We start from the raw sequence: 25,949 nt of genomic DNA on the forward strand, positions 1-25,949 counted from the left end.
TTCAGCTCACATGATTGCGCTCGACGGTCAGATGCGCATAGCCGGCACTGCCTGACGAGGCGAGGTCGCCGGTCACCGGCTCGGCCCAGCGGTGGCCGACGATCGCGCCGTTTTGGGCGCCGTCGATGACATTGTCGGAGATGACCGCCGTCCCGGCGCCCTCGACCACGGTGACGGCGATGCCGGTTCCGGCCTTGTGGATGATGTTTGCGGTGGCGACCACGTTGCGCATGAACGGCCCCCAGCCGATGTGCATGCCGTAGAGCGGCGCATTCTCGATGACGTTACCGGAAACGGCGGTATCCGCCTCGACGCTGATGCCGACGCCGAAACCAGGCGCATCGGCAGGGTAGGGGCCTGACGTCGAGAGGTTGCGGACGATGTTTCCGGAACACACGCCCATGCGGCCGCCCTCGTTGAAATTGACGATCGAGATGCCATTGGCGGCGCCATCGACGATGTTGTTGCCGACGACCGCTCCTTCGAAGGAGAATTCGCAATAGAGCGCCGTTTCACCCGACCGCGAGCAGGTGTTGCCGGTGACATGCAGATTGCTGGCGCTGTTGGCGCGGATCGCCGAAAACGCGCAGTCCGCGACGATATTGCCCGAGATGATGACGTTGCCGGCGCGGAACGCATTGATGCCGCTGCCGTTCTGGCCGGTCCCGCCGTTGCGCGCCTGGATGCGTTCGACGCGGTTGCCGCTGACGATGGTGCCGTCCTCGGCCGCTTGCCAGCGATGCACGAGGATACCGCCATTGGCGCAGTCGGACACCGTGTTGCCCGATATCTCCAGGCCGGCGGCTTCGACCGAATAGATGCCGGCGTCGGCCGCGCCGGATATTTCCGAGCGTTCGATGCGGCCTGAAGCGTGCTCGAGCGCCAACCCACTCTTGCCGCTGCCGGTGATCTGGCAATTGTCGATGACGAGATGGTTGACGCGGCGGAGGTCGAGCAGGCCTTGCGCGTAGTCGCCCATCCAGCGGTTGGTGCCGTCGAACACCAGTCCGGTGAATTCGATATGCTCGGCCTGTTCTGCCATGAGCAGATGGCCGTTGCCGCCATAGACGATCCGCGATGCGCCCGGCACGCCGGAAAGTCTGATACGTTTGGGCAGCGACAGGTTGGATACGATATAGGTTCCCGGCGGCAGGAACACCGGCATGTCGCGGTCGTTTGCGTCGCGCAGCAGCCTGGCGAAGGCTTTGCTTTGGTCGTCAAGCGCACCGGGCTGCACGCCGAGGTCGGCAGCGTTGATCGAGCCGCGCATCGAGGCATTCTCGACGCCGGGCAGGCTGGCCGCCGCTGCCTTGCCGAGCGAGAGGCCCATGACGGCAAAGCCGGCGGTTTGCGTAAGCAAATTTCGTCTGTTCAACATCGGTACAGATTCCCAGCGTTCGGCCGTCACGCCGCAGGAATCGTGCCAGACCATATCGGCCCCGGGTTCGGTTTGCCGGCAATGGCTTGTGAAGTCGCCGCGCGAGGCCTAAGTTCGACGAATGAGCAGAGCCTTCACGCGCGAAGAGGATAGCGAAAACGCCATCGCCGGCATCGGCGAGCGGCCGATCAGCCAGCACCGCAATCTGGTGACGGAACGCGGCCTGGCACTGATCGACGCCGAACTGGCTGCTCTGCGCGATGACCTGGGCAGGGCGGAGAAGAGGGCCGACCGCGAGCGCATTGCGCTCATCTCGCGCGACCTGCGCTACTGGACCGCGCGGCGTGAAAGCGCCGAGCTTTCCGTGCCGGAATCGGGCAGCGACCTGGTTCGCTTCGGCATGGGTGTCACGCTGGAAGGCGACAACGGCAGGAAGGTCCATTGGAAGATCGTCGGCGAGGATGAGGCCGATCCGGCCAAGGGGACCATTTCCCACGTGTCGCCGATGGCCGTAGCCTTGTATGGTAAGAAGGTCGGCGAAATTGCCGTGGTGAACGGCAAGGAATGGGAAATCGTCAAGCTCTCGGATAGTTAGGCTCTGTCCCGATATCGTTAGGCAACGTTCCGTTACCCTGGCCCGCCGGCATATCAAAAGCCTGGCGGTAACTAACGCTCGACATGGTCGCGGAAGAACGCCGCCGCTCCCACCTCGTCGACGTCGCCGGCGGCGACCATCAGCACCAGTTGAATGATGTCCGCTTGCTCGGCTTCGACACTCAGCCCGTTGAAATAAAGAAAAAGATCGGTTGCGGCAAAAGCGGTGCGCTTGTTGCCGTCAATGAATGGATGGTTCTTGGCGATGCCGAAAAGATAGGCGGATGCGAGTTCGCAGAGGTCGGGTACGCCATAAATCTCGCGCTGCTGAGGCCGGTAGAGCGCCGACTCCAGCATCCCTTCGTCACGGATCCCCGGCGCACCGCCGTGAAGGCGCAACTGCTCGGCGTGAAGCGCCTCCACGAATTCTCGCGAATGATACTCGGTCATTTCGCGAGCGCACGGTAGGCAACCTCATATTTCTTCATCCGCTCGCGCGCGATCTTCATCTTGCGCTCGAACTCTTCGGCGGTGTCCTCGGTGCGGCGCAGGCGAAGCTCCTCGCCCTCCTGCACGATGACAATGCTGTCGCCGGCTCGCAGGTTCAGACGATCGAGCAACTCCTTGGGCAGAATGACGCCTTCGGAATTTCCGATCTTGCGGATGGTCGTGTTCATGGATGCTGCACCTTGTTGCAACGGGGATTATAACGCCAGCCGAGCGTTGTTGCAACAGATATTATAACTAGCAACAATCCACGAAGCAGCCAATGTCCGCGATTAGCCGTAGCATCCCTCCTTTCGTCATCCACGGGCGGAGCAGGAGCGAAGCGAACTGCGCAGACCCGAGGATCCATTCCGTGACGCATGTGGCGGATCAAAGCGGCGCAGAACCAGGCGCTACCGCCCGGTGTCGCGAAGCTCGAAGCGGGCAGACGATCAGGCGACCATCCTGATGCGTCGCGTCCTCGGCGACGTTACGGAATGGATCCTCGGGTCTCCGCTGCGTCGCCCCGCTCCTTGCTTCGCCCGTGGATGACGAAGGGAAGGGGCGGCCAATCGTGGACATGGCCGCGCTTCATTAGAATAACTCAGCGTGCCAGCAGCCGATCGATCAGCCGTTCCGCCGCTTCCGGGATGACGGTGCCCGGCGGGAAGATCTCCGCGGCACCCGCCTGCCGCACCGCCTCGTAATCCTGCGGCGGGATGACGCCGCCGGCGACGATCAGCATGCCGTCGCGTCCGAGCTTCTTCAGCGCATCCTTGAGTTCGGGAATGAGCGTCAAATGCCCCGCTGCGAGCGATGAAGCGCCGACGATATGCACATCGTGCTCGACCGCGAGCCTGGCGATCTCTTCCGGCGTCTGGAACATCGCCCCGACGGTGACGTCGAAGCCGAGATCGGCAAAGGCGGTGGCGATGACCTTCTGGCCGCGGTCATGGCCGTCCTGCCCCATCTTGGCGACCAGAATGCGCGGCTTGCCGCCGGACTTCTCCTCGAACGCCACGATCTTGTCCTGCAGTCGGTCGACCACCGGATTGTCGCCAAGCGCCTTGCGATAGACGCCGGAGATCGTCTGCACCGAGGCGACATGGCGGCCGAAGACCTTTTCCAGAGCCAGCGAAATCTCACCGACGGTGGCATTGGCACGCGCGGCGCGGATGGCGAATTCCAGCAGGTTCTCGCCGCTTTTCGCGGCGCGGCTCAGCGCATCGAGCGCGCTTTCGACCGCGGCGACATCGCGCGTGCCTTTCAGCCTTTGCAGCTTCGACAATTGTCGGGCCCTGACTTCGGCATTGTCGATCTTCAGCACGTCGACTTCGATATCCGTGCCGGGCCGATGAGCGTTGACGCCGACCAGGATCTGCTCGCCGGAATCGATGCGCGCCTGCGTGCGCGCGGCGGCTTCCTCTATGCGCAGTTTGGGTATGCCTTTTTCGATAGCCGCGGCCATGCCGCCGAGGCTCTCGACCTCCTCGATATGGGCGAGCGCGCGCGCCGCCAGATCATGCGTCAGCCGTTCGAGATAGGCCGAGCCGCCCCACGGGTCGATAATGCGGGTGGTGCCGGATTCCTTCTGCAGGATGAGCTGTGTATTGCGGGCGATGCGGGCCGAATGATCGGTCGGCAGCGCCATCGCCTCGTCGAAGGAGTTGGTGTGCAGCGATTGCGTATGACCCTGCGTCGCCGCCATCGCCTCGATCATGGTGCGGATGATGTTGTTGTAAGGGTCCTGCGCCGTCAGCGACCAGCCGGAGGTCTGGCAATGGGTGCGCAGCGACAGAGAGCGCTCGTCCTTCGGCGAAAAATTCTTCCGCATCAGGCTGGTCCACAACAGGCGCGCCGCCCTCAGCTTGGCCACTTCCATGAAGAAGTTCATGCCGATCGCCCAGAAGAACGAAAGGCGCGGCGCGAAACGGTCGATATCGAGACCCGCCGCGACGCCGGCGCGGGCATATTCGATGCCGTCGGCGATCGTGTAGGCAAGCTCGAGGTCTGCGGTCGCGCCAGCCTCCTGCATGTGGTAGCCGGAGATCGAGATCGAATTGAACTTCGGCATGTAACGCGACGTATAGGAAAAAATATCCGACACGATCCGCATCGAAGGCTTTGGCGGATAGATGTAGGTGTTGCGCACCATGAACTCTTTCAGGATGTCGTTCTGAATGGTCCCGGCGAGATCCTTCTGCGCAACGCCCTGTTCTTCCGCAGCCACGATATAGAGCGCCATGATCGGCAGCACAGCACCATTCATGGTCATTGACACCGTCATCTCGCCGAGCGGGATGCCGTCGAACAGCTGGCGCATGTCGAGGATGGAATCGATGGCCACACCCGCCATGCCGACATCGCCGGCAACACGCGGATGGTCGCTGTCGTAGCCGCGATGCGTGGCGAGGTCGAAAGCGACTGACAGCCCCTTCTGGCCGGCGGCAAGGTTGCGCCGGTAGAAGGCGTTCGACTCTTCCGCCGTCGAGAAGCCGGCATATTGCCGGATCGTCCAGGGCTGCTGGACATACATGGTCGGGTAGGGGCCGCGCACGAACGGCGGCAGGCCCGGATAGGTGTCGAGATGCGGCAATCCCTTGAGGTCGCCCTGGTTGTACAGATGCCTGACGGCCAGGCCTTCCGGCGTCATCCGCTGGCCCTTGACCTCGACCGGCGCCCGGCGCGGCACCGACCAGCCGATTTGGCTGAAATCCGGGATCATGGTGCTGCTCCGATCGATTGATCGATACGGATCGGAAACAGCGGCTCGCACACCGCCACGCTCTCGGTGACGGCGGGCCGCCGCTCCGCCACCAGCGTTTCGACCGGACGCTCGGTTTTCGGCGGGTGAAGCGTCGTGCCGATGATGGTCCGTTCGCCTGCCTGGTAGGCGGCATGGCGGCGGGCGGAGGCCGCCTGGACCCGTTTCTGGATGTGTCCTCGCTGCAGGCTGGACAGCACGCCGCCTTCCGCCTCGATCCGCTGGAATTCCGCCCAGGCCGCTTCGCAGAGGCCCAAAGTCAGCGCTTCAACGGCACCCGAACCGCAGGCAGGGTCGGCGACATGATCGATATGGCTTTCGTTGGCCATGATCAGTTGCGTATTGCGGGCGACACGACGGGCAAAACCCGCCGGCAGGCCATGCGCGATCGTGTGCGGCAGGATCGAGATCGAATCCGCTCCGCCGGCCGCTGCGGCAAACCCGGCGATCGCGGTGCGCAGGATGTTCGTCTCCGGATCCGCTAAAGTCATCATGCGGAAGGATGTCTCGGCATGGATGTTGGCGGTGACGGCGGGGATCGAGCAGGCCTCCTGAACACGCGCCCACAGCCTGCGCAAGGCCCTGATCTTGGCCATCGACACGAACTGGTCCTGGTCGACGCTCAGTGCGAAGCCGATATGGGGCGCTGCATAGACAAGCGGTTGGCGCGCCTCCTCGAACATCCGGAGATAGGAGACCGCCGAAGCCATCATGGTGCCCAGCTCCTGCGCTTCGGTGGCGCCGGCATTGTGGAAGACGCGTCCGTCTGCCTCCAGCAGAACCCCGGGCACGCCCATCGAGAAGAAATGCGCCAGGGACTGCGGCATCGACGCCTGCAGGGCTTCGATCGACATGCGCAACCGGCCGGTTCCGGCAAAGATCGCCGCCGGATCGATGCCGAAGGAAAGGTTGAGCTTTGCCGGATCTGACCGGCGCTTGCTCAAGAACGCAACCAGCCAGTCGGCCACGGCGCGGCTCCAGGGATGCGCGTCGATGCGGACCTGGATGCGGTTGAGCGGCACGCCGTCCAGCACGGTCTCCAGCGCCTCGGCAGTCCTCGGCAGGCCGTAGCCGAACGCATTCGGCGCGCCTTCGAAGACAAGCGACAATCCGGTGGCCCCCTGTGCGACGTCTTCCAGGGCCTGGGCTTTGGCCCGGCCGATATCCGGATCGTCGATACGCTGGCTGACGATCCACGGCGATTTGGGATTTGCCCGCGCGAGAGGCTCCGCGGTGACCGAACGATCATAGAGCGGTTCGATGCGGATGGCGTCGTCGGTATGGGATACGAGCTTTTCCTCGAAGGATCCGCCGGCCAAGGCTTTTTCCACAAGGGCCAGCCACCGCTGCCGGTCAGGGTTCGGAACTTCAGCATCCTGGATCAAGGCACCGACGCCCATCCGCTTTTCCTCGTCTATAGCGCCTCGCGTCCTTTGGACGCGCAAAGGACACTGCAGCACTTTTGATCTTGCGCATTATCCCCAGCGGAAATCGATTCCGATTTCCGGGGTCATGCGCTTGTCGGCCGCATAGGCCTGGAACGTCAGTCTACGGTTCCCCGTCCCATATCACAATGCAACACGCGTCCCGCGACGATGGACCGCCAACCGATTGCCAAAGACGCGCAAAATCCGCAAGCTTCAAAAACCCATTTTCGGCCATAGCCATTGTCGCTGCGCAATGACGTCTTTATACCTGCGGCGAGCCCCGCAACTTTCAATACGTCAGGGCTTTCGACACTTCAGGTTTGCGGAGAACCCGACACATGGCTGACGACACCAGTATTTTCTTAGGAGCCAGCCGCAAGCCCGATGATAGCTACCAGCGCGCTGAAAACCTGCTGCTTCAGTACGGCAATCGTCATGGTCTGGTCACCGGCGCGACCGGCACCGGCAAAACCGTGAGCTTGCAGATTTTGGCGGAAGGCTTCTCCAATGCGGGCGTGCCGGTCTTTTGCGCCGACATCAAGGGCGATCTGTCAGGTATCGCGATGATGGGCACGGCACAGGATTTCCTGGTCAAGCGAGCCGAGCAGGTCAAGCTCGACCCCTACCAGTTCCAGGAATTCCCGGTCATCTTCTGGGATCTGTTCGGCGAGCAGGGCCATCCGATCCGCGCCACCGTCTCGGAAATGGGGCCGCTGCTTCTGTCGCGCCTGATGAACCTCTCCGAGGCGCAGGAAGGCATCATGAACATCGCCTTCCGCATCGCCGACGAGGAAGGCTTGTTGCTGCTGGACCTGAAGGACCTGCAGGCGCTTCTTGCCAACATAGCCGAACGCGCCGAAGAAATCGGCGCTCGCTACGGCAATGTGACGAAGCCTTCGGTCGGCGCGATCCAACGCACGCTGCTGGTTCTGGAGCAGCAGGGAGCGACGAATTTCTTCGGAGAGCCGGCGTTGCGGATCGCCGACATGATGCGCACCACCCGCGACGGACGCGGCGCGATCAGCGTGCTGGCCGCCGACAAGCTGATGATGAATCCCCGGCTCTATGCGACATTCCTCTTGTGGCTGATGTCGGAATTGTTCGAGGAATTGCCCGAAGTCGGCGACCCCGATAAGCCAAAGCTGGTCTTCTTCTTCGACGAGGCGCACCTTCTGTTCGACGATGCGCCGAAGGTGCTGATTGACCGGGTCGAGCAGGTGGTCCGGCTGATCCGTTCTAAGGGCGTCGGCGTCTACTTCGTCACCCAGAATCCGCTGGATATCCCTGAAACGGTCCTGGCCCAGCTCGGCAATCGGGTGCAGCATGCACTTCGCGCCTACACGCCGCGAGAGCAGAAGGCCGTGAGAACGGCTGCCGAGACGTTCAGGCCCAATCCCGACTTCGACTGTGCAACGGTGATCACGCAACTCGGCACCGGCGAAGCGCTGGTCTCGACGCTGGAAGCCAAAGGTGCTCCGTCCATGGTCCAGCGGACGCTGATTCGTCCGCCGTCTTCGCGCCTTGGTCCGATCTCACCCGACGAGCGCCGCAAGCTGATCGCCGAGAGCCCGGTTGCGGGACAGTACGACCAGACCATCGATCGTGAATCGGCATTCGAGATACTGCAGAAGAAGGCCAAGGCCGCTCAGGACGCGGAGGCGCAGCAGCAGGAGAGCGGCCGCTCCCGCTGGACCATTCCAGGCTTCGGCAATGACGATCCGGTTCCCCAGACTGCCGGCGGCAGGCGAGCACCGGCGCCGCGACCGTCCAATCGACAGACGGTGGCGGAGGCGGCGATCAAATCGGTGGTTCGCTCGGTCGGCTCGTCCGTGGGACGGGCGATCGTCCGCGGCATTCTCGGCAGCCTGGCCAGGGGACGATGAACGGGTCGCCGCCGCGCGCCTGGAGCGCCGCGACAAAGAGCTCACGATAACGATCGACGGCCGGGCAGGGCGGATCGCAGAACTGGCCGGTAGAGTCGATGTCCTCAACGATCAGTACGCCGCCGGGCGCCAGCGCCGCCCTCGCTCTCGATAGCATTTCCTCCGGCCTCGCGAGATGCGTAAGAACGAACCGGATATAGACCAACGCGGCGCCCGAGACGGACCACGGATCGAGCACGCTGGCCTTGTGCAACTCGACATTGGCGAGGCCGCGGTTCGCCATCTCGTCGCGAGCCGCCGCCAGCTTCTCTTCGTCGAGATCGAATCCGACGACGCGGCCGTTTGAACCGACCCGAGCCGCTAGCTCGAAGCTGACGTCACCACCGCCGCAACCGGCGTCCAGCGCCAACATTCCGTTCAGCGGTTCGAAGCGGTCGAGAAGTGCTGGGTTGCCGGCGCCAGCACGCGCGAAATGAGGGCGAGCCGCGACCGCCCTTCCTCGCCACCCTTGATGATGTACGTCCGGAGTTCCTCAGCCTTGGCCATGGGGCTTCCCAATTACCATTGACGCTGCCGTTCCGCCAGCATCGGTGCCAAGCCGCCCGCCTCCTTCCACAGCAGCGTGCCATAAGGCGCAGCCGGCGATCAACAACGATGCTCCCCATTGTTACAGGCGTAACCAAATTGCGTGTCGATGAAATCATTCCGTAGCGAGATTCCGAGACAACGACGTTCTCGACATGAGAGTAACGGAGCGCGAAGGAACTCTCCCCTTTTGTTCACGCACGGCCGAACAGCCCGAAGACATCCGCGCGGCACGCTCCCAACCCGCAAACTCGAAATGGGAGACCAAAATGGCTCACACGGAAACTCGCACCGTCCGCGACGCATCCAGACGCCGCTTGTTTGAGTCCAGGCTGAAAAGCGTAGCAATACTGATCGTTACCTTCAGGGGGTGGCGGCGGAACGTTGCAAGACGCAGGGCACTAGCAGATCTGACGCCCCATCAGCTGAAGGACATCGGTCATCCGGAGGCCCAGGACGTCGTTAAGGCAGCTCTGATCACGAACTTGATGTCGATGAGGTAAGATCAGCGCACCAACTGCGCAAAGTGTCAGTTGCCCGGCCAGTGATCGACCCAAACAACCGCGACACTAGGCTGTTTCCGTGCGGGCCACGGGCTGTCGCTGGTGGCGTTTGCCGCATAGTCGGACTCAAAAATGGGCACCAATTTTGGGAGTGCTCACACAAAAACCAGCCGGAGCAGTGAAAATCCGCTGCTCCAGCGCTTTCGACCAGCTCAGAAGATCGAGTCCGAGATCGTTCTTGCCGCGCCGAGCAGAATCGATCCTTCCGGCACGCCGTCATCGATCGGAATGGCCCTCCGGTTCGTTGCCGGCACTGGTTGGCCGACACCGGCGGTAACGATTACTGGTGTTTTGTTGGGCACACGGTCGTAGAGATCGATGATGTCCTGATTTATCAGGCGAACACAGCCGGATGATACCGATTTGCCTATCGAGTTCCACTCCGGCGAGCCGTGCAGTCGGTAAAGCGTGTCCTGGTTGCCCTGGAACAGATACAGCGCTCGCGCGCCGAGCGGATTGGTGAGCCCGCCGGGCTGGCCGCCATTGTCGGCGCTGTATTTTGCGAGCTCGGGCTGGCGGGCGATCATTTCGCCCGGCGGGGTCCATTTCGGCCATTTCTGCTTCCACTGGACGACGGCGTCTCCCGACCATTCGAAGCCGGCGCGACCCAGCCCAACACCATAACGGATGGCTTGTCCGCCGGGACGCACGAGATAGAGGTGGTGGCCGGCCGTATCGACGACGATGGTGCCAGGCTTCTCGCCGGTCGGATCGGGAACGATCTGGCGCAGGAATTGCGGGTCAATTTTCTCGAAGGGTATGCCCGGGAGGTCGAACCCGCCGTCGCTGACCGGGGCGTACATCGTTGCATAGTCCAGGAGCGGCGGCTCGACATTGGCTGGAAACGGCGGCTCGACCGGCCGCCGTGCCGTCGTGGTGCAGGCCGAAACCGCAATCGAGGCGGCGCCGAGCGCTGCGGCGTTGAGAAAGCCGCGGCGGCTCAGGCGACGGGATTCGATTTCGGTTGTGAACATGGTTGCCTTTTTTAAGTCTCAAGTCGAAACAAAACATGAATACGCTGACCGGTACGGCGCCAGCCCTATCAATGCCCGGCGCGATAGGCGGTTCCGATTCTGGCCTGAGGGTGGACAAACAAAGGCAAAGCTGTGACGGCACCATCGCTGTTGCGCCGGGGCAACAGGCCTAAAGCGCCGCGCGTCCATTTGGACGCGTAAGGACGCTTTAGCACTTTTACTTTGCGCATGATCCTTTCCAAGAATCGATTCCGATTTTTGGGGTCATGCGCTAAGCAGGTTCCGCAAAAGTGTCCCGCGGTTTTGCGACAAGAACCTGCGATAAGCAAAGACCTAAGCAGACGAAGCAAGCGAAGTCTGCTTAGCCTGCGGCCAGCAGGCCTTCGAGCGAGGGTAGGATCAGGGCCGGCGGAAAGTCCCGATATTCCTCGGGCTGGTTGGAGCGGTTGATCCAGACTGTCCGGAAGCCGAACTTGGTGGCGCCGGCGACGTCCCATCGGTTGGATGACTGAAAGGACACAGCATCCGGATAGAGGCGCCAGCCTGTGGTGACCATGTCGTAGACCGACGGGTCGGTCTTGAAGCGCTTGACGGCATCGACGGAATAGATGTCGTCCAGAACCTGGTCGAGCGCGGCGGACTTGACCGCCGCTTCCAGCATTTCAGGCGAGCCGTTGGAGAGGATCGCCAGTTTCGCGCCCGACGCCTTGAGCGCCTTGAGCACGGCCGGCACCTCCGGATAGCAGTCCAGCCGCCAATAGGCGTCGAGCAGCTTGGCTCTGAGCCCCTTGTCCGCGGAGGGAACCTTGCGCAGGGCGAAATCGAGCGCCTGTTCGGTGAGTTGCCAGAAATCGGCATAGGCGCCCATCAGCGTCCTCACCCAGGAGTATTCCAATTGCTTGGCGCGCCAGATCTCCGACAGGAGCTGGCCGTCCGGTCCGATCTGGTCGGCATGACGGCGTACGGCGGCATGCACGTCGAACAGCGTGCCGTAGGCGTCGAAAACGTAAGCCGCATGATGCATGGTGACAGTTTTGCGGCGCGGCAGGGCAAGGCGCAAGCACAGATTGCAATGCACATGCCGCTGGCCTCAACAAATCTCGGCCATGCCGGTTGACGGCAGACGCCAAAGCATCTTCCAATGGCGACACGGGACAGTTCTAAAAACGCGGAACCAAGCGATGACACTGGCGACTGCGGCGCAATCCGCGACATGGACCTTCGTGGATGGCGACTGGTATGAAGGCAACGTCGCCATTCTGGGGCCGCGCAGCCACGCCATGTGGCTCGGCACCAGCGTGTTCGACGGCGCCCGCTGGTTCGAGGGCGTCGCCCCCGACCTCGACCGCCATGCCGCAAGGGTCAACGCTTCGGCGATCGCGCTTGGTCTCAAGCCGTCCATGAGCACCGAAAAGATCGTCGGGCTGACCTGGGACGGGTTGAAGAAGTTCGACGGCAAGACGGCGGTTTACATAAGGCCGATGTACTGGGCCGAGCATGGCGGCTACATGGGCGTGCCGGCAGATCCGGCCTCGACCCGTTTCTGCCTTTGCCTCTACGAATCGCCGATGATCTCGCCGGCGGGCTTTTCGGTCACCGTCTCGCCGTTCAGGCGCCCGACCATCGAAACCATGCCGACCAACGCCAAGGCCGGCTGCCTCTATCCCAACAACGGCCGTGCCATCCTCGAAGCCAAGATGCGCGGCTTCGACAACGCCCTGGTGCTGGACATGCTGGGCAATGTCGCCGAGACCGGAACCTCGAACATTTTCCTGGTCAAGGACGGTCATGTCCTGACGCCGGCGCCGAACGGCACGTTCCTGTCCGGCATCACCCGCTCGCGGACGATGACGCTGCTTGGCGAGTATGGGTTCAAGACCACCGAGAAGACGCTGTCGGTGCGCGACTTCCTCGAAGCGGACGAGATCTTCTCGACGGGAAACCATTCGAAAGTCGTGCCGGTGACCCGCATCGAGGATCGCAATCTCCAGCCAGGCCCCGTGGCCAAGAAGGCGCGCGAACTCTATTGGGATTGGGCGCATTCGACTTCGGCCGGCTGACTGGCCAGGCGGCGTTGGCGCGCCAACGCCGCCTGGTTTCTCGTTCGATGCAGGTTCTTGTCGGAAAACCGTGTGACACTTTTCCGGAACCTGCTTAGAAGGGAACCGGCGCTTCATTCCGGAGTTGTTCCACATCAATCCAGACCTATGTTAGTCCGGTATCGACACCGGATTTTTTCCACGAGGAGTACGACCGATGGCTTTTGAATTGCCCGCCTTGCCCTATGACTATGAGGCCCTGCAGCCTTACATGTCGAAGGAGACGCTGGAGTACCATCACGACAAGCACCACAAGGCCTATGTCGACAACGGCAACAAGCTGGCTGCCGAAGCCGGCCTGGGTGATTTGTCGGTCGAGGACGTTGTAAAACAGTCCTTCGGCAAGAATGCCGGGCTCTTCAACAATGCCGCCCAGCACTACAACCACATCCATTTCTGGAAGTGGATGAAGAAGGGCGGCGGCGGCAACAAACTGCCGGGCGCGCTGCAAAAGGCATTCGACAGCGACCTTGGCGGCTACGACAAGTTCAAGGCGGATTTCATCGCCGCCGGAACAACCCAGTTCGGTTCGGGCTGGGCCTGGGTTTCGGTCAAGGACGGCAAGCTGGCGATCTCGAAGACGCCGAACGGCGAGAACCCGCTGGTCCATGGCGCGACGCCGATCCTGGGCGTCGATGTCTGGGAGCATTCCTATTACATCGACTATCGCAACGCCCGCCCGAAATATCTCGAAGCCTTCGTCGACAGTCTCATCGACTGGGACCATGTCCTCGAGCTCTACGAAAAGGCCTAGGCCGGTCCGATTTGCAGAAAAGCCCCGCCCCGGGGCTTTTCTTTTGGCTCAAGATCGGCCGCCCTTTTCCCAACACCAGAACGACTGTCGCAAAAATTCACACAAGCGTGAGGCGAATTTCCGGAATTTTTAAGCCACCTTTGCCGTTATCGATGCGTTGCGGAAATGCCTTCACCCCGAAACGTCTTCGCCATGGAGCCAGTTGAATGAGAAAGCTTATCCTCGCCATCTCGATGCTCGCCTTCGCCGGGTCAGCGGCACTTGCCGATCCGATCCTGGATCGGCAGGCCCTGATGAAGGAACGTGGCAAGATCGCCGGCGGATTGTCGAAAGTGGTCAAGGGCGAAAACCCTTTCGATGCCGCTGCCGTGATGACGTCGTTGCAGGCGCTTCAGGCTAATGCTGAGAAATTCGACGCCGAGGCTCTTTTCCCGGCGGGCAGCGAGACCGGCAACGACACCACGGCTGCTCCCAAGATCTGGCAAGACATGGCCGGCTTCAAGGCAACTCACGACAAGTATCTCGCCGACGTCAAGGCTGCGGTCGCCGCCGCCCCCGCGGACGTCGATGCCTTGAAGGTGCAGTTCAACACCATCGGCGGCGATTGCGGCACCTGCCATGAGACCTATCGGATAAAAAAGGACTGATAGCGGGCGATGCGCCTGCTGAAAAAACTTGTTGGCGCCGCCCTCGTTCTGGGCGGCGTCGGCGCGGTTGCTGGCTGGCTGTTGTCGGCGCCGGTCAAGCTCGACGCTGAGACCCTGGCGCAGCTCGGCTCCGGCGATGCGGCCAGGGGCAAGCGCATTTTCTACGCCGGCGGCTGCACGTCCTGTCATGCGAAGCCGGGCTCGCAAGGCGACGCCCGCCTTCAACTGGCCGGCGGTCTCCAACTCAAGACGCCGTTCGGCACCTTCGTGCCGCCAAACATTTCGCAGGATGCCACTGACGGCATCGGCGCCTGGTCGGTCGAGGACCTTGCCAACGCCATGCTGAAGGGCGTGTCGCCGACCGGCGAGCATTTTTACCCGGCGTTTCCCTATGCATCCTACGCGCGTATGAAGCCGGCCGACATTGCCGACCTCCATGCCTTCATGAAGACGCTCCCCGCCGTCGCCGGCAAGGCGCCCGCCAATTCGCTGGGGTTCCCGTTCAATATCCGTCGCGGCATCGGGCTGTGGAAACGTCTCTATTTGAATGACCAGCCGGTGGTGTCCTTCCCCGATGGCACGCCGGATCCGGTGATGGCCGGCCGCTACCTAGTCGAAGGGCCGGGCCATTGCGGCGAATGCCATACGCCGCGTGCCTTCACCGGCGGGACCAAGAAGAGCGAGTGGCTGGCGGGTGCTGCGGCCGCCGAGGGCAGCGGCATCGTGCCGAACATCACCTCGGGCGAAGGCGGGCTCAGTGACTGGTCGGAGGCCGACATCGCCTACTATCTCGAAACCGGCTTCACGCCGGATTTCGATTCCGTGGGCGGCGCCATGGTCGATGTGCAGAGAAACATGGCCGAGCTCACGTCTGAGGACCGGGCGGCGATATCAGCCTATCTGAAGGCCATACCGCCGCATCCCAACGGCTATCCGGCGCGCAAGCAGCCTTCGAGCTGAGCGCCGGGCGCCTCCGATCATGCGCCCAAGTCAAAGTGCTACAGCGTCCTCTACGCGTCCGAAAGGACGCTTGGCGCTGTGGGGGCAAGGTCAGCCTTGCCCGCCACCTTCAGCGCAAAGGCGTAGGTGAAAGCGATTTCCTCGAGCCTGGAGAACCGGCCCGACGCGCCGGCATGGCCAGAGTCCATGTTGATCTTGAACAGCACCGGATTGTCGCCGCTCTTGCGGTCGCGCAGCCGCGCCACCCATTTGGCCGGCTCCCAGTAGGTGACGCGCGGGTCGGTAAGGCCGGCAAGCGCCAGGATCGGCGGATAGTCGAGCGCTGCGACATTGTCATAAGGCGAGTAGGCGGCGATCGTCTGGTAGTCTTCCTCCGAAGCGATCGGATTGCCCCATTCAGGCCATTCCGGTGGCGTCAGCGGCAAGGTCGCGTCGAGCATGGTGGTGAGCACGTCGACGAACGGAACCTCGGCGACGATGCCGCCGAAGCATTCCGGCGCCTTGTTGGCGATCGCGCCCATCAGCATGCCGCCGGCCGAGCCGCCCTGAGCGACGATGCGGTCATGGGCCGTGTAGCGCTCGGCGACGAGGTGGTGTGCGACTGCGATGAAATCGGTGAACGTGTTCATCTTGTGCGCCCGCTTGCCGTCGTCATACCAGCCATAACCCTTGTCCTTGCCGCCGCGGACATGGGCTATGGCGTAGACGAAGCCGCGATCGACCAATGAAAGACAGTTGGTGTTGAACGCGGCCGGCACCGTGATGCCATAGGATCCATAACCGTAGAGCAGGCAAGGCGCTGTTCCGTCGAGTGGCGTTTCGCGGTGATGGATAAGCGAGACCGGCACCAGTTCGCCGTCGGCGGCGGGCGCCATCAGACGCCGCGTCACATAGTGGTCCGGGTCGTGACCGGACGGAACTTCCTGGGTCTTCAGCAGCACGCGCTCGCGGGTGCGCATGTTATAGTCGAAGACCTGCGCCGGCGTCGTCATCGACGAGTAGGAAAAGCGCATGATCTCGGTGTCGTATTCATACGATCCCGACAGGCCGAGCGAGAAGGCTTCCTCGTCGAAAGAGATAAGATGTTCCTCGCCGCTCTTGCGGTCGCGCACGACGATGCGCGGCAGGCCTTCCTTGCGTTCGAGCCTGACCATATGGTCCTTGAAGCCGATCACCGAGAGGATCAGCCGGCCCGCTTCGTGCGGCACCAGCTCCTGCCAGTTGGCGCGCGCCGGGTCGCTCGCCGGCGCCGTCATGATCTTGAAATCCTTGGCGCCGTCGGCATTGGTGAGAATGAAGAAGATGTCGCCGCCCTCTTCGAGGTCGTATTGCAGGCCGGTCTCGCGGGGCGAAACCAGCTTCGGTTCGGCGAACGGCCCGCTGGCGCTCATCAGTCGGTACTCCGAGGTCTCGTGATCGTTGATGCCGATCATGATCCATTCGTTGGAGCGCGTGCCGCCGACATTCATGAAGAAGCCGGGATCGGTTTCCTCATAGATCAGCCGGTCATTTTGCGGGTTGTCGCCAAGGGCATGGAACAGCACCTTGGAAGGGCGATGATTGGAATCGAGGCGGGTGTAGAAGAACCCGTCATTGCCGGCATTCCAAACGCCGCCGCCACCGGTATCCGGAATACGGTCCGCCAGATCGCTACCGCTGGCAAGATCGCGCACACGAAGCGTGAAGAACTCGGAGCCCTTGTCGTCGAATGCCCAAAGAAGCTTGCCGTGATCGGCCGAGTGGTCGACGCCACCGAGGCGGAAATAGGCCTTGCCCTCGGCCTCGAGGTCGCCATCGAGCAGGATCTGTTGGTCGCCGCCATCGCGTGGCATGCGGAAATAACGCGGCTGCTCGCCACCAAGCTTGAAGGATGACCCATAGGCATAGGGCCCATCCTTCATCGGCACGGAAGAATCGTCTTCCTTGATGCGGCCCTTCATCTCCTTGAAAAGCTGCTTCCGCAGTTGGGCGGTGTCGGCCATCAGCGCCGCCTGATAGGCGTTCTCGGCTTCGAGATGGGCGCGGATCCGGCTGTCGAGCAGGGACGGATCCCTGAACATCTCTTGCCAATTGTCGGCTCGCAGCCAGGCATAGTCGTCCGTCCGGGTTACCCCATGATGTATGTCGAAAACCGGTCGCTTCTCTGGCTGCGGTAGGCTGACAGCTGGAAATACTGGGGTTCTGGTCATTGCGCCTCGCTGTGGAAATTATTTGAACGGCGAATGAACACGCCGATCAGCGCGGGTTCAAGAGCCGGAACGTATGTTTCGCAGGGCTCCAGAAGATGAGCCGGAGGAGAGAGAAAGATGAAATTCCGTTTTCATGCTGCCGCGGCTCTCGCCGTCGCTTCGACAGTTTTGGTCTTTACCGGCCAGTCTCATGCAACCGTGTTCGCAGCTTGGCAAGTGACCAACGTGCCGTTTGGCGACACGCTCAACGTGCGCAAGTATCCGGAGGGGTCATCACAGAAGCAGGCCGCCTATCCCAACGGTGCCGTTTTGCAGATGACTGGGAAATGCACCGGCAGCACAAACCTGCTCGACATAGCCAATCAGCCAGCCTGGAAGCAGAAACAGAAGATCCGCTATCGCTGGTGCGAAGTCTGGCATGATCCGGCACGCAACGGCAATTTCGTCACCGGCTGGGTCTATGGAAAATACATCACCCCACATTGATGGATCGGTGCTTGTCCGCAGCGCTTGCTCGCAGACGGCAGAAACAAATCGCAACCTGTGGTTTCGCGGATTGTGAAAACAACCAGATAGCCTGCATCACAACCAAGCATAGCCAAGCATTGACATCCTTTTACTGGCCATCACGGATGTAACGGAAGCGTGACGCGGCGTCAGCCGTTGCTGGCCTGACCAGAAAATATCGAAAAGTTACAGAGTGCACGAAAGATTGAAGCTGGTCGTGGAATATTCGACTAACGTTGATGAATATAGCACAAGAAGCGAATTGACTTACTTGGTTCCCTGCCTCATTAGGATACCGCGACGCGAATCGCAGAGGCTCTTTCCTGCAAAAATTTCGCGCAATGCCCGACCTATCAAAAATAGGGCGCAGATAGAAACAACTCTCGTTGGGGCCATAAAGCCATGGATATTGTCGAAACACCTTCCAGAAATAGTGATGCGCTGATCGAATTGACGGCCGACGTCGTCGCCGCCTATGTCAGCAACAATCCGGTGCCGGTCGGCGAGCTGCCGAGCCTTATCGCCGATGTCCATGCTGCCCTCGGGCGCGTGGGCGGGGCCAGTGAACAACCTCCTGCCGATAAGCAGAAGCCGGCTGTAAACCCGAAACGCTCCGTCCATGACGACTACATCGTCTGTCTTGAAGACGGCAAGAAGTTCAAGTCGCTGAAGCGTCATTTGATGACCCACTACGGCCTGACGCCCGACGAGTACCGTGAAAAATGGAATCTGGACGCGAGCTATCCGATGGTTGCTCCCAACTATGCTGCTGCCCGCTCGCAGCTTGCCAAGAAGATGGGACTCGGTCGCAAGCGCAAGGGGCGCTGAAGCAGGCTCTCTTCCCAACCTGGGTCGAACAATCAACGGCGCCTCCGGGCGCCGTTTTGCTTTTTAGGGCATTGCTGGAGCAATCGATACGCGTCGTGCCAGATGCGGGGCTCTCCGCTGTGCGGGAACAATCGCGCGTTGTCCGTCCAGTCAGGCGGTCTGCCTCAAGGCGACCTCGGCGTCGCGCTTGATGCGCTTGACCATCGAACGAAGACCATTGGCGCGTTGCGGCGACAGGTGTTCGTCGAGGCCGAGTGCCTTCAGCGTGGCTTCCGCGTCGATCTTCTGGATCTCGCTGGCGGGACGTCTCGAAAACAGCGCCAGCATGATGGCGACGAGGCCGCGCACGATATGGGCGTCCGAATCACCGGCGAAGGTGACGACTGGGTCGGCGCCTGGCCCATAGTCAGTGGTCAGCCAGACCTGGCTGACGCAGCCGGGCACCTTGTTGGTGGGGTTGCGTTCCTCATCGGGAAACGGCGGCAGGGCCTCGCCCAGTTCGATTACGTAGCGATAGCGGTCTTCCCACTCGTCAAGCAGGGAGAAGTCGTCGCGGATCGTTTGGATCGTCGTGGTCATCACCCGGATATAGTCATCCGGCGGCGCCGCGTCACGGAAAAAGAGGAAAAACACCATGGGCGCCGAAAGGGCGGGCGACCTGCGGTGCAGCGACAGATACAGCTGAAAATAGCTCAGTTTTTTACCGGCAAGTCGACTTTCACCGGCAAGTCGACTTTCGCGGGCAAGACGACGGCCTCGGGCACGCTGCCGGTCGTCGTCGCCGTGTCGGGTTCGGCGGTCTTGTCGTCCAGCATGGCGGCCGCGATCTTGGCGGTCTCCCTGGCCCGGGCGGTGATCGTGTGCATTGCGGACTTGCCGGTCTCGCAGACGCCGGGCTTACGCTCGCATATGCCGGCAATATCGCCGACCGCTTCGCGTGCCGCAAACAAGGCCTGGATCGGCCCGACGCTTTGGTAGCCTGCCTCGTCGGAGCCGACATTCAGCGGCAGCGCCAGAAGCACCAGCGAGAACCAGAAAGCCATCCTTATCAGAAAGCCCATCTGTATGCCCTCTCATCCGTGACCGGATCATGCATTCGTGCGGCATGACCTCTTTTATGGATACGATAGTGGCATGGCCGCGCAAAGGACGGCTTGCCTGGACAGCGAAAATTTTTCTCAATTTTTAGGCAAATTCGAAACGAAGCATTTTGCAATGAATTTGCTTTAGATCCAGTGGATTTTCTTCACGTAAGGTTAACCATCCATCCAACTGTTTTCTATAGTTATTTGCCAGAAGCGCGGCGCGCCGATGGCGATTGTGGCAGGCGCAGGGACGGTCCGCCCGGATAACCCTCCATTTACTATGGCTGCAATTGCCCGGCTTTCGCCGTGCCGGCCTTCCAATATTTTGCCTCAGGCCGGGCATCGGTCGGCCCCACCTTATTCATTCCTTAAACGCTGGATGCGAGTTTCAGACCAACAAGAAGCGACCTGCGAAGCAGAGCTGTTCACGACCGGGTGCGAGTGCGTTGAGTTGAGTTCGATCAGGGCCAGATACGTTGAATTGCCCGGCGCGATGGCAGCCGGTTGCGAACGTATGGTTCATCCGTCGGTCCTCGGACAGAACGACCGTCGGCGCCAGCGCCGGTTTATCGGTGTCATGCTGGCCGCTCCGTTCTTCGCCGCGGGTGCAGCGGTCACGCTGGTCACCTCAGGCCTGGGCGCGGCGGTGACCATGGCCGCGATCTTTGCGACTTTCGGCCTTTGCTGGTTTACCGCCTTGCTGGTGGCGGCATCGGGCAGGATGGCGTTCGCCGGCCAGGCCGCCCTGGCGATGGGCAGTCTTGCTCTTGCCGCTGTCATTGCCGCGGCGGGAGGTCTGGCCTCGCCAGTCGCCATGCTTGTCGTGGCGCTGCCGTTCGAGGCCTGGTGGATCGGTGCGTCTCGTCGCGCTGCACTGTGGGGTTCCGTATCCGCATCTGTCGCTATCCTGCTGCAGTCTTTTGCCGGGTCTGTGTTCCCGTTCGGCGCGGCGGAAATCGCCGCGTGGCATTGGCTGCTGCCGCTGGCCTGGGCGCTCGCCCTCGTTCCGCGTATCGCGGCGCTTGGCGATCCGGCCGGCGCGCAGCCGGCGACCGACGATCGGCTCGAGACCGTCATCGACGCCGTTGTCCTGCGGGTCGGCAGGCATGGCGAGGTTCTGGATGCGTCGGCAAAGGCGCGCACGATCTTGAAGCTGCAGCCGGAACTGCTGTTCGGTACCGGCCTGTTCGATCGTATCCATCTGTCGGATCGCGTCGCATATCTCAGCGCCTTGGCCGACATGCGCGATGGCGCGCCAGCGCGCCGGCTCGATCTTCGCGTCCGGCTGCCGCAAAACGGCAACGGCCCGACGGCGGACAATTACCGGGCGTTTTCCCTTGAGCTGACGCGTGCGGAACAGCAGGAGGACGTCTTCACGTTCGTCCTGCGCGAAAACGACGAAGTCGCCGGATTGCGCGAAGAGCTTGCCGCTGCGAAAGAGGCGGCCGCGTCTGCCGAAGTTGCGAAAGGCCGGTTTCTGGCGGTTGTCAGCCACGAGCTTCGTACGCCGCTGAACGCCATCATCGGTTTTTCCGACATGCTGCTGCATGAAATGTTCGGTACCTTCAAGGATCCGCGCCAGAAGGAATATGTCGGCCTGGTCAAGGAGTCCGGCCAGCATCTGCTTGCCGTCGTCACTTCGATACTCGACGTGTCGAGGATCGAAGCCGGCGCCTATGCGACCGAGCCGGAACCGTTCCGCTTCGTGGAAGCGGTCGAAATGTGCCAGTCGATGATGCGCTTGCAGGCTGAGGCAAAGAACATCGACCTGCAGGCTCAGATCGCACCGGATGCAGGCGAGATAAACGCCGATCGTCGTGCCGTGCAGCAGATACTGATCAACCTCGTTTCCAACGCGATCAAGTTCACGCCCGATGGCGGCGATGTCGTCATCGGCGCCAAGCGGATCGGTTCGCGACTGCATTTCTGGGTCAGGGACACCGGCATCGGCATCGCCGAGGAAGATTTTGCCAATCTCGGCAAGCCGTTCATGCAGATCCAGAACGACTATACACGCCGCTTCGAGGGAACCGGGCTCGGTCTGTCGCTGGTGAAGGGCCTGGTGGCGCTGCACGAGGGCACGATGTCGATCGAAAGCATGCCGGGCGAGGGAACCACGGTAACGATCAGCTTGCCGGTGAACGGACCGAGGGGGCGTTCGACGGACAAGCCTGGCGTGCTGCCGATGCCAGCGACCAGAACGGAAGGGGAGACGAAAGGGGACAGGGATGGCTCGCTCCGCAAAACGGCCTAAGGCGGTGAAGCGCCGCGGCAACGCCTTCCAGGGTGGCGCGGTCGCGGTCGGCAGCCTGATTTCTCGCAATCCGGTTCTGGTCGGCGGTTCGACCGCCTTCCTGGTGACGTTGTTTTACGTTTCGGCGAACGCTCTCTGGTACCAGCCTTTTCCCCATGCCGGCGCGTTTTTCGCGACCAGGAGCATGGAGGGCTTTCCTCGAGCGGCCGCCATCGAACCTGAAACCACCATCAACATCGTGCGGCCGGGCCCGGCGCCGATCAAGAGCGATCCGGTGGTCGAGCAGGTCCAGAACATATTGAAGGGCCTCGATCTCTATACCGGCACGGTCGACGGGATTCCCGGCCCCGCCACGCGCAAGGCCATACAAGCCTATCAGCAGAAGGTCGGGCTCGATGCTTCCGGCGAGATCGACAGCGCTCTGCTCGATCAACTGGGCGCTACGCCAACCGCCTCAACGGCCGTGCCGCATCCGGCACCTCGCCCCGGCGACACGGCCGCCGTTCCCGCTTCCGCTTCGGCGCCGGCAAATGCGTCAGCGCCGGCACCAGACGCCCGCATCGTCAAGATCCAGGCCGGGTTGAAGGCATTCGGCAATGACGACATGCAGCTTGATGGCGTGGTGGGGGCACGCACCAAGGCGGCGATCAAGGAGTTCCAGTCGCTGTTCGGGCTGCCGGAGACCGGCGAACCCGACGAGGTCGTCTACGCCAAGATGCGCGAGATCGGCCTGACCAACTGATGTGATGATTGAGGCGCCCACGCGCCAACCGGCCGGGCAAAAACCGATTTCGGTTTTCGGGCCTTTGCTCTAAGTACCGTCCGATGTCGTCCAGAATCCTGCCATGCGCGTAACCACCGATCTGTGGGTATCGGCCCTGTTGCGCCGGGTTTTCGGCGCAGGCGGCTTTGCCGCCGTGGTCAAGCGCGGCGCGACCGAAGCTGGTGCCGTCTTCGTGCTGGCGCGTGGTCGCCTGGGCGAGGTTGCCTTGTTCGGGCCGGCGCCGCAGACGAGCTACGATTCAGCCAAGCCCGGCGACCGTTTCTTCAGCCTGCTTGGCGCCGGCGACGATGCCGCCGTCTTTGACGCGCGATTGGAAAAGGAGAAGAAATTCGATCCCGACATCTGGGTGGTCGAGATCGAGGCCGGCTCTGTTCCCGTCGAGGACCTTATTTCCGTCAAGTCGCTCTGACGATATGCAGGAAAACAAAGGCTTAGGACGTCAGCTTGAATCTCTTCAGAAGCGGCGCGCCTTAACGCTGGCGGCAGCATTGTCGCTGTCCGCTTTGCGGATGTCGGCGTTCGCCGCAGCGGGCCAGGTATTGTGAATGGCCTTCGACAGTGTCTCGGCTTTCCAGCCGCGTAACCTGTCCAGTGCAGCGTCGCGATGCAGCAATCGGTACCGGTCGAGGAAGATGCGGATGGCCTGCGGATGCGGAAACTCCGTGGGATAGACGGCGACGGTGATCAGGAATGCCCTGTCTTCACCGAGATCGAGCGCGCGCAGGGCAGCCAGCAGCGACGTGTAGTTCTGGTTCGCGGTGAGCGACCGCGCCGTTGAAAAATCGATTTCGAGCGCGTCGGCGAGTGCTGTCTGAAAGAATGCGGCGTTGCCGGTCAGCGCCGTCTCGCGCAGTTTGACATAGGTTTCGGTACAGGCGAGCGGACTGATGGTTGCGCCGCCGCTCTCCGCGTCGGCACGCATCATCGACCGTAGCCGGCGCCGCGCATTTTCGACGGCGGCACCAGGCGCCTGCTGCCTGTCGGGACCGGACACAACGACTTCAGCGGTTTCGGGCGCCGTCTGGGCGATCGCCTTCGGCTGCCGCACACTCACCAGCGTCGGCTTTTCAAGCGCCCTGATCAGGTGGGCTATGGTCGGGTTGAGATCCTTGCGGCGCGCGATGGCGCGCGCGTGGGGTAGGCCGTGACGTCCGATCAGCGCGATGAGGTCGATATCGCTGAGCGCTCGCGAGCGGATGAGCAGCGGGGCGGCGATGTCGACCGGCTCCTCGCAAAGCCGCCGGACCAGTGCGGCGGGCGCATATTCGCATTCGGAAAGGGCGGCGGCGACATAGCGGCGCGATTCGACCGACACATTGTCGAAAAGCGGAAGCGTCAGATCCTCAAGTTGCGCGATCTCCCGGCGCGAAGGACGGGTGAGCGAGCAGAACGCAGACACCGCGGCGCGGAAGAGCCTTTCGGCCTTCCCCGGTTCAGCCCGTATAGCGATTTGCCTGAAATCCGAAGATGACACGAAGGATACGCCTGCACTCGACACAATCTGGACCACGCGCGACCGGGACTATGTCGGTTTCGCATTTGCCTCGGGTCAGGACGCCCTGACCTCCAGACAAAGATCAAATTAGCGGCGATCCGTTAGCGTTCCGTTAACCTACTGCCTCCTTAATCAGATTGGAGGCGTTGCGTTGTGCTCCGGGGCAACCGAGAGGAATACGCGAACCATGGGCATGGTACTGTCTTTCGTGCCGCGAGCGGCGGCAACCAATCGAGCAGAACGAAACACCGGAACGCCGGCGGCGGTGATCATTTTCCCCGGCGTCCGCTACGAACAACGGCAGCTGACGGGCGAGGCGCGGCCAAGCGCCGGTCCGGACAAGCCAGGCTCGTCCGGGACGATGCCAGGCTCGTCACCGACGATGCCGGGCTCGTCGGGGACGCTGCCTGTTCCGCATCATTAGAGCGCCGCGCGTCCTGTTGGGTGCGCAAACGACGCGATGACTTTGAATTCGGTATAGGACGGCCGCCGCATATTCCGGTTGACGTCAGAAATCCTGCGGCTCGCAGGAGCCTTGCTCGAGAAACCGTGACACGACCGGCTTCCAGCTGTCGTCGGGCACGAAAGAGCGGATGACGAACATGCCTTCGTCGATGGGCGCCTCGACGAAGATCGCCCCTTGCAATTCCTCGGGAAGATCCTTGCGGATCTCGATCATCTGCGCCGGCGTCAGTACGATAGTGTCGAGACCCCTTCCGGTCGCACTGTGGTCGTTGAAGGAATAGATGTTGTGGCCGCTGCGGTCATAGACCGATACGGACCAGAACGGGACGTTTCCCGATGCCTTGACCCGCACCATCCCTTCGGACAGATCGAACCGGCAAGCCGCCGCATAAAACAGTGGATCGACGGACTTCACCACCGGCGCCCCGCCGGCCTCCGCGTCCAGCCTGGTCATCGTATAGAGGTCCGAGGCCATGGCCAGGCGCGACCAGGCATCGCGTTCGGAAAATTCCGGGACGAGCAGCAGCACGATGACGTGCACGATGCCGGCGCCAAGCAGGCCAAGCAGGATCGCGTGCAGCAGCTTACGCATTGCAGCCGACCTTCACGATCTGCGGCAGCGTGACATCCGAAAGACCCGTGCTGCTGGCGATAGGCGTGTCGTAGAATGTCAGCACGAAATACATCCGGCCGACGCCGTCGGAAAACAGCCAGTTGCCGGGCGCGGGACGGTTGCCGACGGAAATCACCACCGAATTGTCCGGCTGGCGCAGCACCTGGTAGGATTGAAGTGCCGCAGGCCTTGGCTTGCCGGTCTCGACCACCCCGAGCGACTGATCGGCGGCATAGAGGGTCCAGAACCGCGCCGTGGGGAATCCGCCTTCGATTTCATAGGCGCATTGGCGTTTCAACAGTTCGCCGCCGGAATCGCGTTCGGCGACAAAGGACAGGCCTTCTGCCTGCCCGAGTGCGAGGACACCCTCGCGCGCCACGCGGGCTTTCGAATAAGGGTCCGCCGCCTGCGTGCCGATATCGGGGAACGCCGTCCATTGGCCGATCCTGATCGCACCTATGCCATCCTGCGTCTTGAGAGCGTACCAGACGCTGCCGCTGCCGCCGCCGATGGCTATGGCAAGCGCGAGGAGCGTCAGGAATGCGTTCTTGAGCATGAAGAGCCGCGGAAAGAGGAGTGCCGCTCGGGGATATCGCGGGGCAGGGGGCGATGGCA

General features: G+C 62.1%; 28 protein-coding genes and 1 tRNA gene. 13 read left to right on the top strand and 16 right to left on the bottom strand.

Going from position 1 to position 25,949, the window contains the following annotated elements; genetic code table 11:
• Position 1 precedes the first annotated feature (1 nt).
• Positions 2-1,378 (bottom strand): TIGR03808 family TAT-translocated repetitive protein, encoded by a 1,377-nt coding sequence (locus EJ066_RS18315; RefSeq protein WP_126040325.1) that lies wholly within the window; start codon positions 1,376-1,378, stop codon positions 2-4.
• A 121-nt stretch (positions 1,379-1,499) separates the two neighbouring features.
• Here EJ066_RS18315 and EJ066_RS18320 point away from each other — a divergent pair, with 121 nt between their 5' ends.
• Positions 1,500-1,973 carry a GreA/GreB family elongation factor gene (locus EJ066_RS18320; protein ID WP_126040327.1) on the top strand — a complete coding sequence of 158 codons (474 nt, stop codon included), beginning with the start codon at positions 1,500-1,502 and terminating at the stop codon, positions 1,971-1,973.
• A 71-nt stretch (positions 1,974-2,044) separates the two neighbouring features.
• Here the strand turns inward: EJ066_RS18320 and EJ066_RS18325 are convergent, their stop codons facing one another.
• The 4 genes from EJ066_RS18325 to EJ066_RS18340 form a co-directional block, all read right to left on the bottom strand.
• On the bottom strand, positions 2,045-2,422 hold the full coding sequence (locus EJ066_RS18325; protein ID WP_126040329.1) for a type II toxin-antitoxin system death-on-curing family toxin: 378 nt from the start codon (positions 2,420-2,422) through the stop codon (positions 2,045-2,047).
• On the bottom strand, positions 2,419-2,649 hold the full coding sequence (locus tag EJ066_RS18330) for an AbrB/MazE/SpoVT family DNA-binding domain-containing protein (RefSeq protein WP_126040331.1): 231 nt from the start codon (positions 2,647-2,649) through the stop codon (positions 2,419-2,421). The genes EJ066_RS18325 and EJ066_RS18330 overlap by 4 nt, the downstream gene beginning before the upstream one ends.
• A 413-nt stretch (positions 2,650-3,062) precedes the next feature.
• A complete protein-coding gene (gene scpA / locus EJ066_RS18335) occupies positions 3,063-5,183 on the bottom strand; it encodes a methylmalonyl-CoA mutase (protein WP_126040333.1) in 2,121 nt (706 codons plus the stop codon).
• On the bottom strand, positions 5,180-6,622 hold the full coding sequence (locus EJ066_RS18340) for a methylmalonyl-CoA mutase subunit beta (RefSeq protein WP_126040335.1): 1,443 nt from the start codon (positions 6,620-6,622) through the stop codon (positions 5,180-5,182). The genes scpA and EJ066_RS18340 overlap by 4 nt, the downstream gene beginning before the upstream one ends.
• A 365-nt stretch (positions 6,623-6,987) precedes the next feature.
• Between EJ066_RS18340 and EJ066_RS18345 the strand changes: the two genes are divergently transcribed.
• Positions 6,988-8,532 carry a helicase HerA-like C-terminal domain-containing protein gene (locus tag EJ066_RS18345; protein ID WP_126040337.1) on the top strand — a complete coding sequence of 515 codons (1,545 nt, stop codon included), beginning with the start codon at positions 6,988-6,990 and terminating at the stop codon, positions 8,530-8,532.
• On the opposite strand, the gene EJ066_RS18350 is transcribed toward EJ066_RS18345, so the two are convergent.
• A complete protein-coding gene (locus tag EJ066_RS18350; protein WP_126040339.1) occupies positions 8,447-8,944 on the bottom strand; it encodes a class I SAM-dependent methyltransferase in 498 nt (165 codons plus the stop codon). The two genes, EJ066_RS18345 and EJ066_RS18350, sit on opposite strands and share 86 nt — an antisense overlap.
• A gap of 5 nt (positions 8,945-8,949) precedes the next feature.
• Positions 8,950-9,078 carry a hypothetical protein gene (locus tag EJ066_RS32430; protein WP_281035433.1) on the bottom strand — a complete coding sequence of 43 codons (129 nt, stop codon included), beginning with the start codon at positions 9,076-9,078 and terminating at the stop codon, positions 8,950-8,952.
• Positions 9,079-9,386: 308 nt separating this feature from the next.
• Between EJ066_RS32430 and EJ066_RS18355 the strand changes: the two genes are divergently transcribed.
• Positions 9,387-9,620, top strand: a complete 234-nt coding sequence (locus EJ066_RS18355; RefSeq protein WP_126040341.1) for a DUF1127 domain-containing protein — start codon at positions 9,387-9,389, stop codon at positions 9,618-9,620.
• Positions 9,621-9,832: 212 nt separating this feature from the next.
• On the opposite strand, the gene EJ066_RS18360 is transcribed toward EJ066_RS18355, so the two are convergent.
• From EJ066_RS18360 to EJ066_RS31200, 3 genes are all read right to left on the bottom strand, one after another.
• A complete protein-coding gene (locus EJ066_RS18360; RefSeq protein WP_126040343.1) occupies positions 9,833-10,654 on the bottom strand; it encodes a L,D-transpeptidase in 822 nt (273 codons plus the stop codon).
• A 361-nt stretch (positions 10,655-11,015) separates the two neighbouring features.
• Positions 11,016-11,315 (bottom strand): HAD-IA family hydrolase, encoded by a 300-nt coding sequence (locus EJ066_RS31195; RefSeq protein ID WP_148669222.1) that lies wholly within the window; start codon positions 11,313-11,315, stop codon positions 11,016-11,018.
• Positions 11,278-11,356 (bottom strand) — tRNA-OTHER (locus EJ066_RS31200). Before EJ066_RS31200 ends, EJ066_RS31195 begins: the two co-directional genes overlap by 38 nt.
• Before the next feature lie 193 nt (positions 11,357-11,549).
• Here EJ066_RS31200 and EJ066_RS31205 point away from each other — a divergent pair.
• The 5 genes from EJ066_RS31205 (at position 11,550) to EJ066_RS18385 (ending at position 15,114) form a co-directional block, all read left to right on the top strand.
• Positions 11,550-11,771 (top strand): hypothetical protein, encoded by a 222-nt coding sequence (locus EJ066_RS31205; protein WP_148669223.1) that lies wholly within the window; start codon positions 11,550-11,552, stop codon positions 11,769-11,771.
• 64 nt (positions 11,772-11,835) lie between these two features.
• A complete protein-coding gene (locus EJ066_RS18370) occupies positions 11,836-12,714 on the top strand; it encodes a branched-chain amino acid aminotransferase (protein WP_126040347.1) in 879 nt (292 codons plus the stop codon).
• Positions 12,715-12,910: 196 nt separating this feature from the next.
• Complete coding sequence (locus tag EJ066_RS18375; RefSeq protein ID WP_126040349.1) at positions 12,911-13,507, top strand: superoxide dismutase; 597 nt, start codon at positions 12,911-12,913, stop codon at positions 13,505-13,507.
• A 206-nt stretch (positions 13,508-13,713) separates the two neighbouring features.
• Positions 13,714-14,154 (top strand): cytochrome c, encoded by a 441-nt coding sequence (locus EJ066_RS18380; protein WP_126040351.1) that lies wholly within the window; start codon positions 13,714-13,716, stop codon positions 14,152-14,154.
• Between the two features lie 9 nt (positions 14,155-14,163).
• Positions 14,164-15,114 carry a cytochrome c gene (locus tag EJ066_RS18385; RefSeq protein WP_126040353.1) on the top strand — a complete coding sequence of 317 codons (951 nt, stop codon included), beginning with the start codon at positions 14,164-14,166 and terminating at the stop codon, positions 15,112-15,114.
• Positions 15,115-15,164: 50 nt separating this feature from the next.
• On the opposite strand, the gene EJ066_RS18390 is transcribed toward EJ066_RS18385, so the two are convergent.
• Positions 15,165-17,303, bottom strand: a complete 2,139-nt coding sequence (locus tag EJ066_RS18390; RefSeq protein WP_126040355.1) for a S9 family peptidase — start codon at positions 17,301-17,303, stop codon at positions 15,165-15,167.
• A gap of 117 nt (positions 17,304-17,420) precedes the next feature.
• Here EJ066_RS18390 and EJ066_RS18395 point away from each other — a divergent pair, with 117 nt between their 5' ends.
• Complete coding sequence (locus EJ066_RS18395) at positions 17,421-17,789, top strand: SH3 domain-containing protein (protein WP_126040357.1); 369 nt, start codon at positions 17,421-17,423, stop codon at positions 17,787-17,789.
• Positions 17,790-18,212: 423 nt separating this feature from the next.
• Positions 18,213-18,638 (top strand): MucR family transcriptional regulator, encoded by a 426-nt coding sequence (locus tag EJ066_RS18400; protein ID WP_126040360.1) that lies wholly within the window; start codon positions 18,213-18,215, stop codon positions 18,636-18,638.
• Between the two features lie 150 nt (positions 18,639-18,788).
• Here the strand turns inward: EJ066_RS18400 and EJ066_RS18405 are convergent, their stop codons facing one another.
• Positions 18,789-19,217 carry a SufE family protein gene (locus EJ066_RS18405; protein WP_126043953.1) on the bottom strand — a complete coding sequence of 143 codons (429 nt, stop codon included), beginning with the start codon at positions 19,215-19,217 and terminating at the stop codon, positions 18,789-18,791.
• A 113-nt stretch (positions 19,218-19,330) separates the two neighbouring features.
• Positions 19,331-19,699 carry a DUF5330 domain-containing protein gene (locus EJ066_RS18410; protein ID WP_126040362.1) on the bottom strand — a complete coding sequence of 123 codons (369 nt, stop codon included), beginning with the start codon at positions 19,697-19,699 and terminating at the stop codon, positions 19,331-19,333.
• 538 nt (positions 19,700-20,237) lie between these two features.
• Between EJ066_RS18410 and EJ066_RS18415 the strand changes: the two genes are divergently transcribed.
• From EJ066_RS18415 to EJ066_RS18425, 3 genes are all read left to right on the top strand, one after another.
• On the top strand, positions 20,238-21,977 hold the full coding sequence (locus EJ066_RS18415; RefSeq protein WP_126040364.1) for a HAMP domain-containing sensor histidine kinase: 1,740 nt from the start codon (positions 20,238-20,240) through the stop codon (positions 21,975-21,977).
• The gene (locus EJ066_RS18420) at positions 21,952-22,719 is read left to right on the top strand and encodes a peptidoglycan-binding domain-containing protein (RefSeq protein ID WP_126040366.1); all 768 of its coding nucleotides are present in this window, start codon (positions 21,952-21,954) and stop codon (positions 22,717-22,719) included. The genes EJ066_RS18415 and EJ066_RS18420 overlap by 26 nt, the downstream gene beginning before the upstream one ends.
• Before the next feature lie 103 nt (positions 22,720-22,822).
• Positions 22,823-23,170, top strand: coding sequence for a DUF1491 family protein (locus tag EJ066_RS18425; RefSeq protein ID WP_126040368.1), 348 nt, complete (start codon positions 22,823-22,825; stop codon positions 23,168-23,170).
• Positions 23,171-23,215: 45 nt separating this feature from the next.
• Here EJ066_RS18425 and EJ066_RS18430 read toward each other — a convergent pair whose 3' ends face one another.
• The 3 genes from EJ066_RS18430 to EJ066_RS18445 form a co-directional block, all read right to left on the bottom strand.
• A complete protein-coding gene (locus EJ066_RS18430; RefSeq protein ID WP_189644304.1) occupies positions 23,216-24,235 on the bottom strand; it encodes a hypothetical protein in 1,020 nt (339 codons plus the stop codon).
• 529 nt (positions 24,236-24,764) lie between these two features.
• Positions 24,765-25,313 (bottom strand): DUF1254 domain-containing protein, encoded by a 549-nt coding sequence (locus EJ066_RS18440; RefSeq protein WP_126040372.1) that lies wholly within the window; start codon positions 25,311-25,313, stop codon positions 24,765-24,767.
• Positions 25,306-25,890 (bottom strand): DUF1214 domain-containing protein, encoded by a 585-nt coding sequence (locus tag EJ066_RS18445; protein ID WP_126040374.1) that lies wholly within the window; start codon positions 25,888-25,890, stop codon positions 25,306-25,308. The genes EJ066_RS18440 and EJ066_RS18445 overlap by 8 nt, the downstream gene beginning before the upstream one ends.
• Between the last annotated feature and the right edge of the window lie 59 nt (positions 25,891-25,949).

Origin of the sequence: Mesorhizobium sp. M9A.F.Ca.ET.002.03.1.2, from assembly GCF_003952365.1 — a bacterium.
Taxonomy (GTDB): domain Bacteria; phylum Pseudomonadota; class Alphaproteobacteria; order Rhizobiales; family Rhizobiaceae; genus Mesorhizobium.

Coding starts and splice junctions, on each gene's coding strand:
- EJ066_RS18315 (WP_126040325.1), bottom strand. CDS start 1,378: ATGTTGAACAGACGAAATTTGCTTACGCAAACCGCCGGCTTTGCCGTC.
- EJ066_RS18320 (WP_126040327.1), top strand. CDS start 1,500: ATGAGCAGAGCCTTCACGCGCGAAGAGGATAGCGAAAACGCCATCGCC.
- EJ066_RS18325 (WP_126040329.1), bottom strand. CDS start 2,422: ATGACCGAGTATCATTCGCGAGAATTCGTGGAGGCGCTTCACGCCGAG.
- EJ066_RS18330 (WP_126040331.1), bottom strand. CDS start 2,649: ATGAACACGACCATCCGCAAGATCGGAAATTCCGAAGGCGTCATTCTG.
- scpA (WP_126040333.1), bottom strand. CDS start 5,183: ATGATCCCGGATTTCAGCCAAATCGGCTGGTCGGTGCCGCGCCGGGCG.
- EJ066_RS18340 (WP_126040335.1), bottom strand. CDS start 6,622: ATGGGCGTCGGTGCCTTGATCCAGGATGCTGAAGTTCCGAACCCTGAC.
- EJ066_RS18345 (WP_126040337.1), top strand. CDS start 6,988: ATGGCTGACGACACCAGTATTTTCTTAGGAGCCAGCCGCAAGCCCGAT.
- EJ066_RS18350 (WP_126040339.1), bottom strand. CDS start 8,944: ATGTTGGCGCTGGACGCCGGTTGCGGCGGTGGTGACGTCAGCTTCGAG.
- EJ066_RS32430 (WP_281035433.1), bottom strand. CDS start 9,078: ATGGCCAAGGCTGAGGAACTCCGGACGTACATCATCAAGGGTGGCGAG.
- EJ066_RS18355 (WP_126040341.1), top strand. CDS start 9,387: ATGGCTCACACGGAAACTCGCACCGTCCGCGACGCATCCAGACGCCGC.
- EJ066_RS18360 (WP_126040343.1), bottom strand. CDS start 10,654: ATGTTCACAACCGAAATCGAATCCCGTCGCCTGAGCCGCCGCGGCTTT.
- EJ066_RS31195 (WP_148669222.1), bottom strand. CDS start 11,315: ATGCTGGAAGCGGCGGTCAAGTCCGCCGCGCTCGACCAGGTTCTGGAC.
- EJ066_RS18370 (WP_126040347.1), top strand. CDS start 11,836: ATGACACTGGCGACTGCGGCGCAATCCGCGACATGGACCTTCGTGGAT.
- EJ066_RS18375 (WP_126040349.1), top strand. CDS start 12,911: ATGGCTTTTGAATTGCCCGCCTTGCCCTATGACTATGAGGCCCTGCAG.
- EJ066_RS18380 (WP_126040351.1), top strand. CDS start 13,714: ATGAGAAAGCTTATCCTCGCCATCTCGATGCTCGCCTTCGCCGGGTCA.
- EJ066_RS18385 (WP_126040353.1), top strand. CDS start 14,164: ATGCGCCTGCTGAAAAAACTTGTTGGCGCCGCCCTCGTTCTGGGCGGC.
- EJ066_RS18390 (WP_126040355.1), bottom strand. CDS start 17,303: ATGACCAGAACCCCAGTATTTCCAGCTGTCAGCCTACCGCAGCCAGAG.
- EJ066_RS18395 (WP_126040357.1), top strand. CDS start 17,421: ATGAAATTCCGTTTTCATGCTGCCGCGGCTCTCGCCGTCGCTTCGACA.
- EJ066_RS18400 (WP_126040360.1), top strand. CDS start 18,213: ATGGATATTGTCGAAACACCTTCCAGAAATAGTGATGCGCTGATCGAA.
- EJ066_RS18405 (WP_126043953.1), bottom strand. CDS start 19,217: ATGACCACGACGATCCAAACGATCCGCGACGACTTCTCCCTGCTTGAC.
- EJ066_RS18410 (WP_126040362.1), bottom strand. CDS start 19,699: ATGGGCTTTCTGATAAGGATGGCTTTCTGGTTCTCGCTGGTGCTTCTG.
- EJ066_RS18415 (WP_126040364.1), top strand. CDS start 20,238: ATGGTTCATCCGTCGGTCCTCGGACAGAACGACCGTCGGCGCCAGCGC.
- EJ066_RS18420 (WP_126040366.1), top strand. CDS start 21,952: ATGGCTCGCTCCGCAAAACGGCCTAAGGCGGTGAAGCGCCGCGGCAAC.
- EJ066_RS18425 (WP_126040368.1), top strand. CDS start 22,823: ATGCGCGTAACCACCGATCTGTGGGTATCGGCCCTGTTGCGCCGGGTT.
- EJ066_RS18440 (WP_126040372.1), bottom strand. CDS start 25,313: ATGCGTAAGCTGCTGCACGCGATCCTGCTTGGCCTGCTTGGCGCCGGC.
- EJ066_RS18445 (WP_126040374.1), bottom strand. CDS start 25,890: ATGCTCAAGAACGCATTCCTGACGCTCCTCGCGCTTGCCATAGCCATC.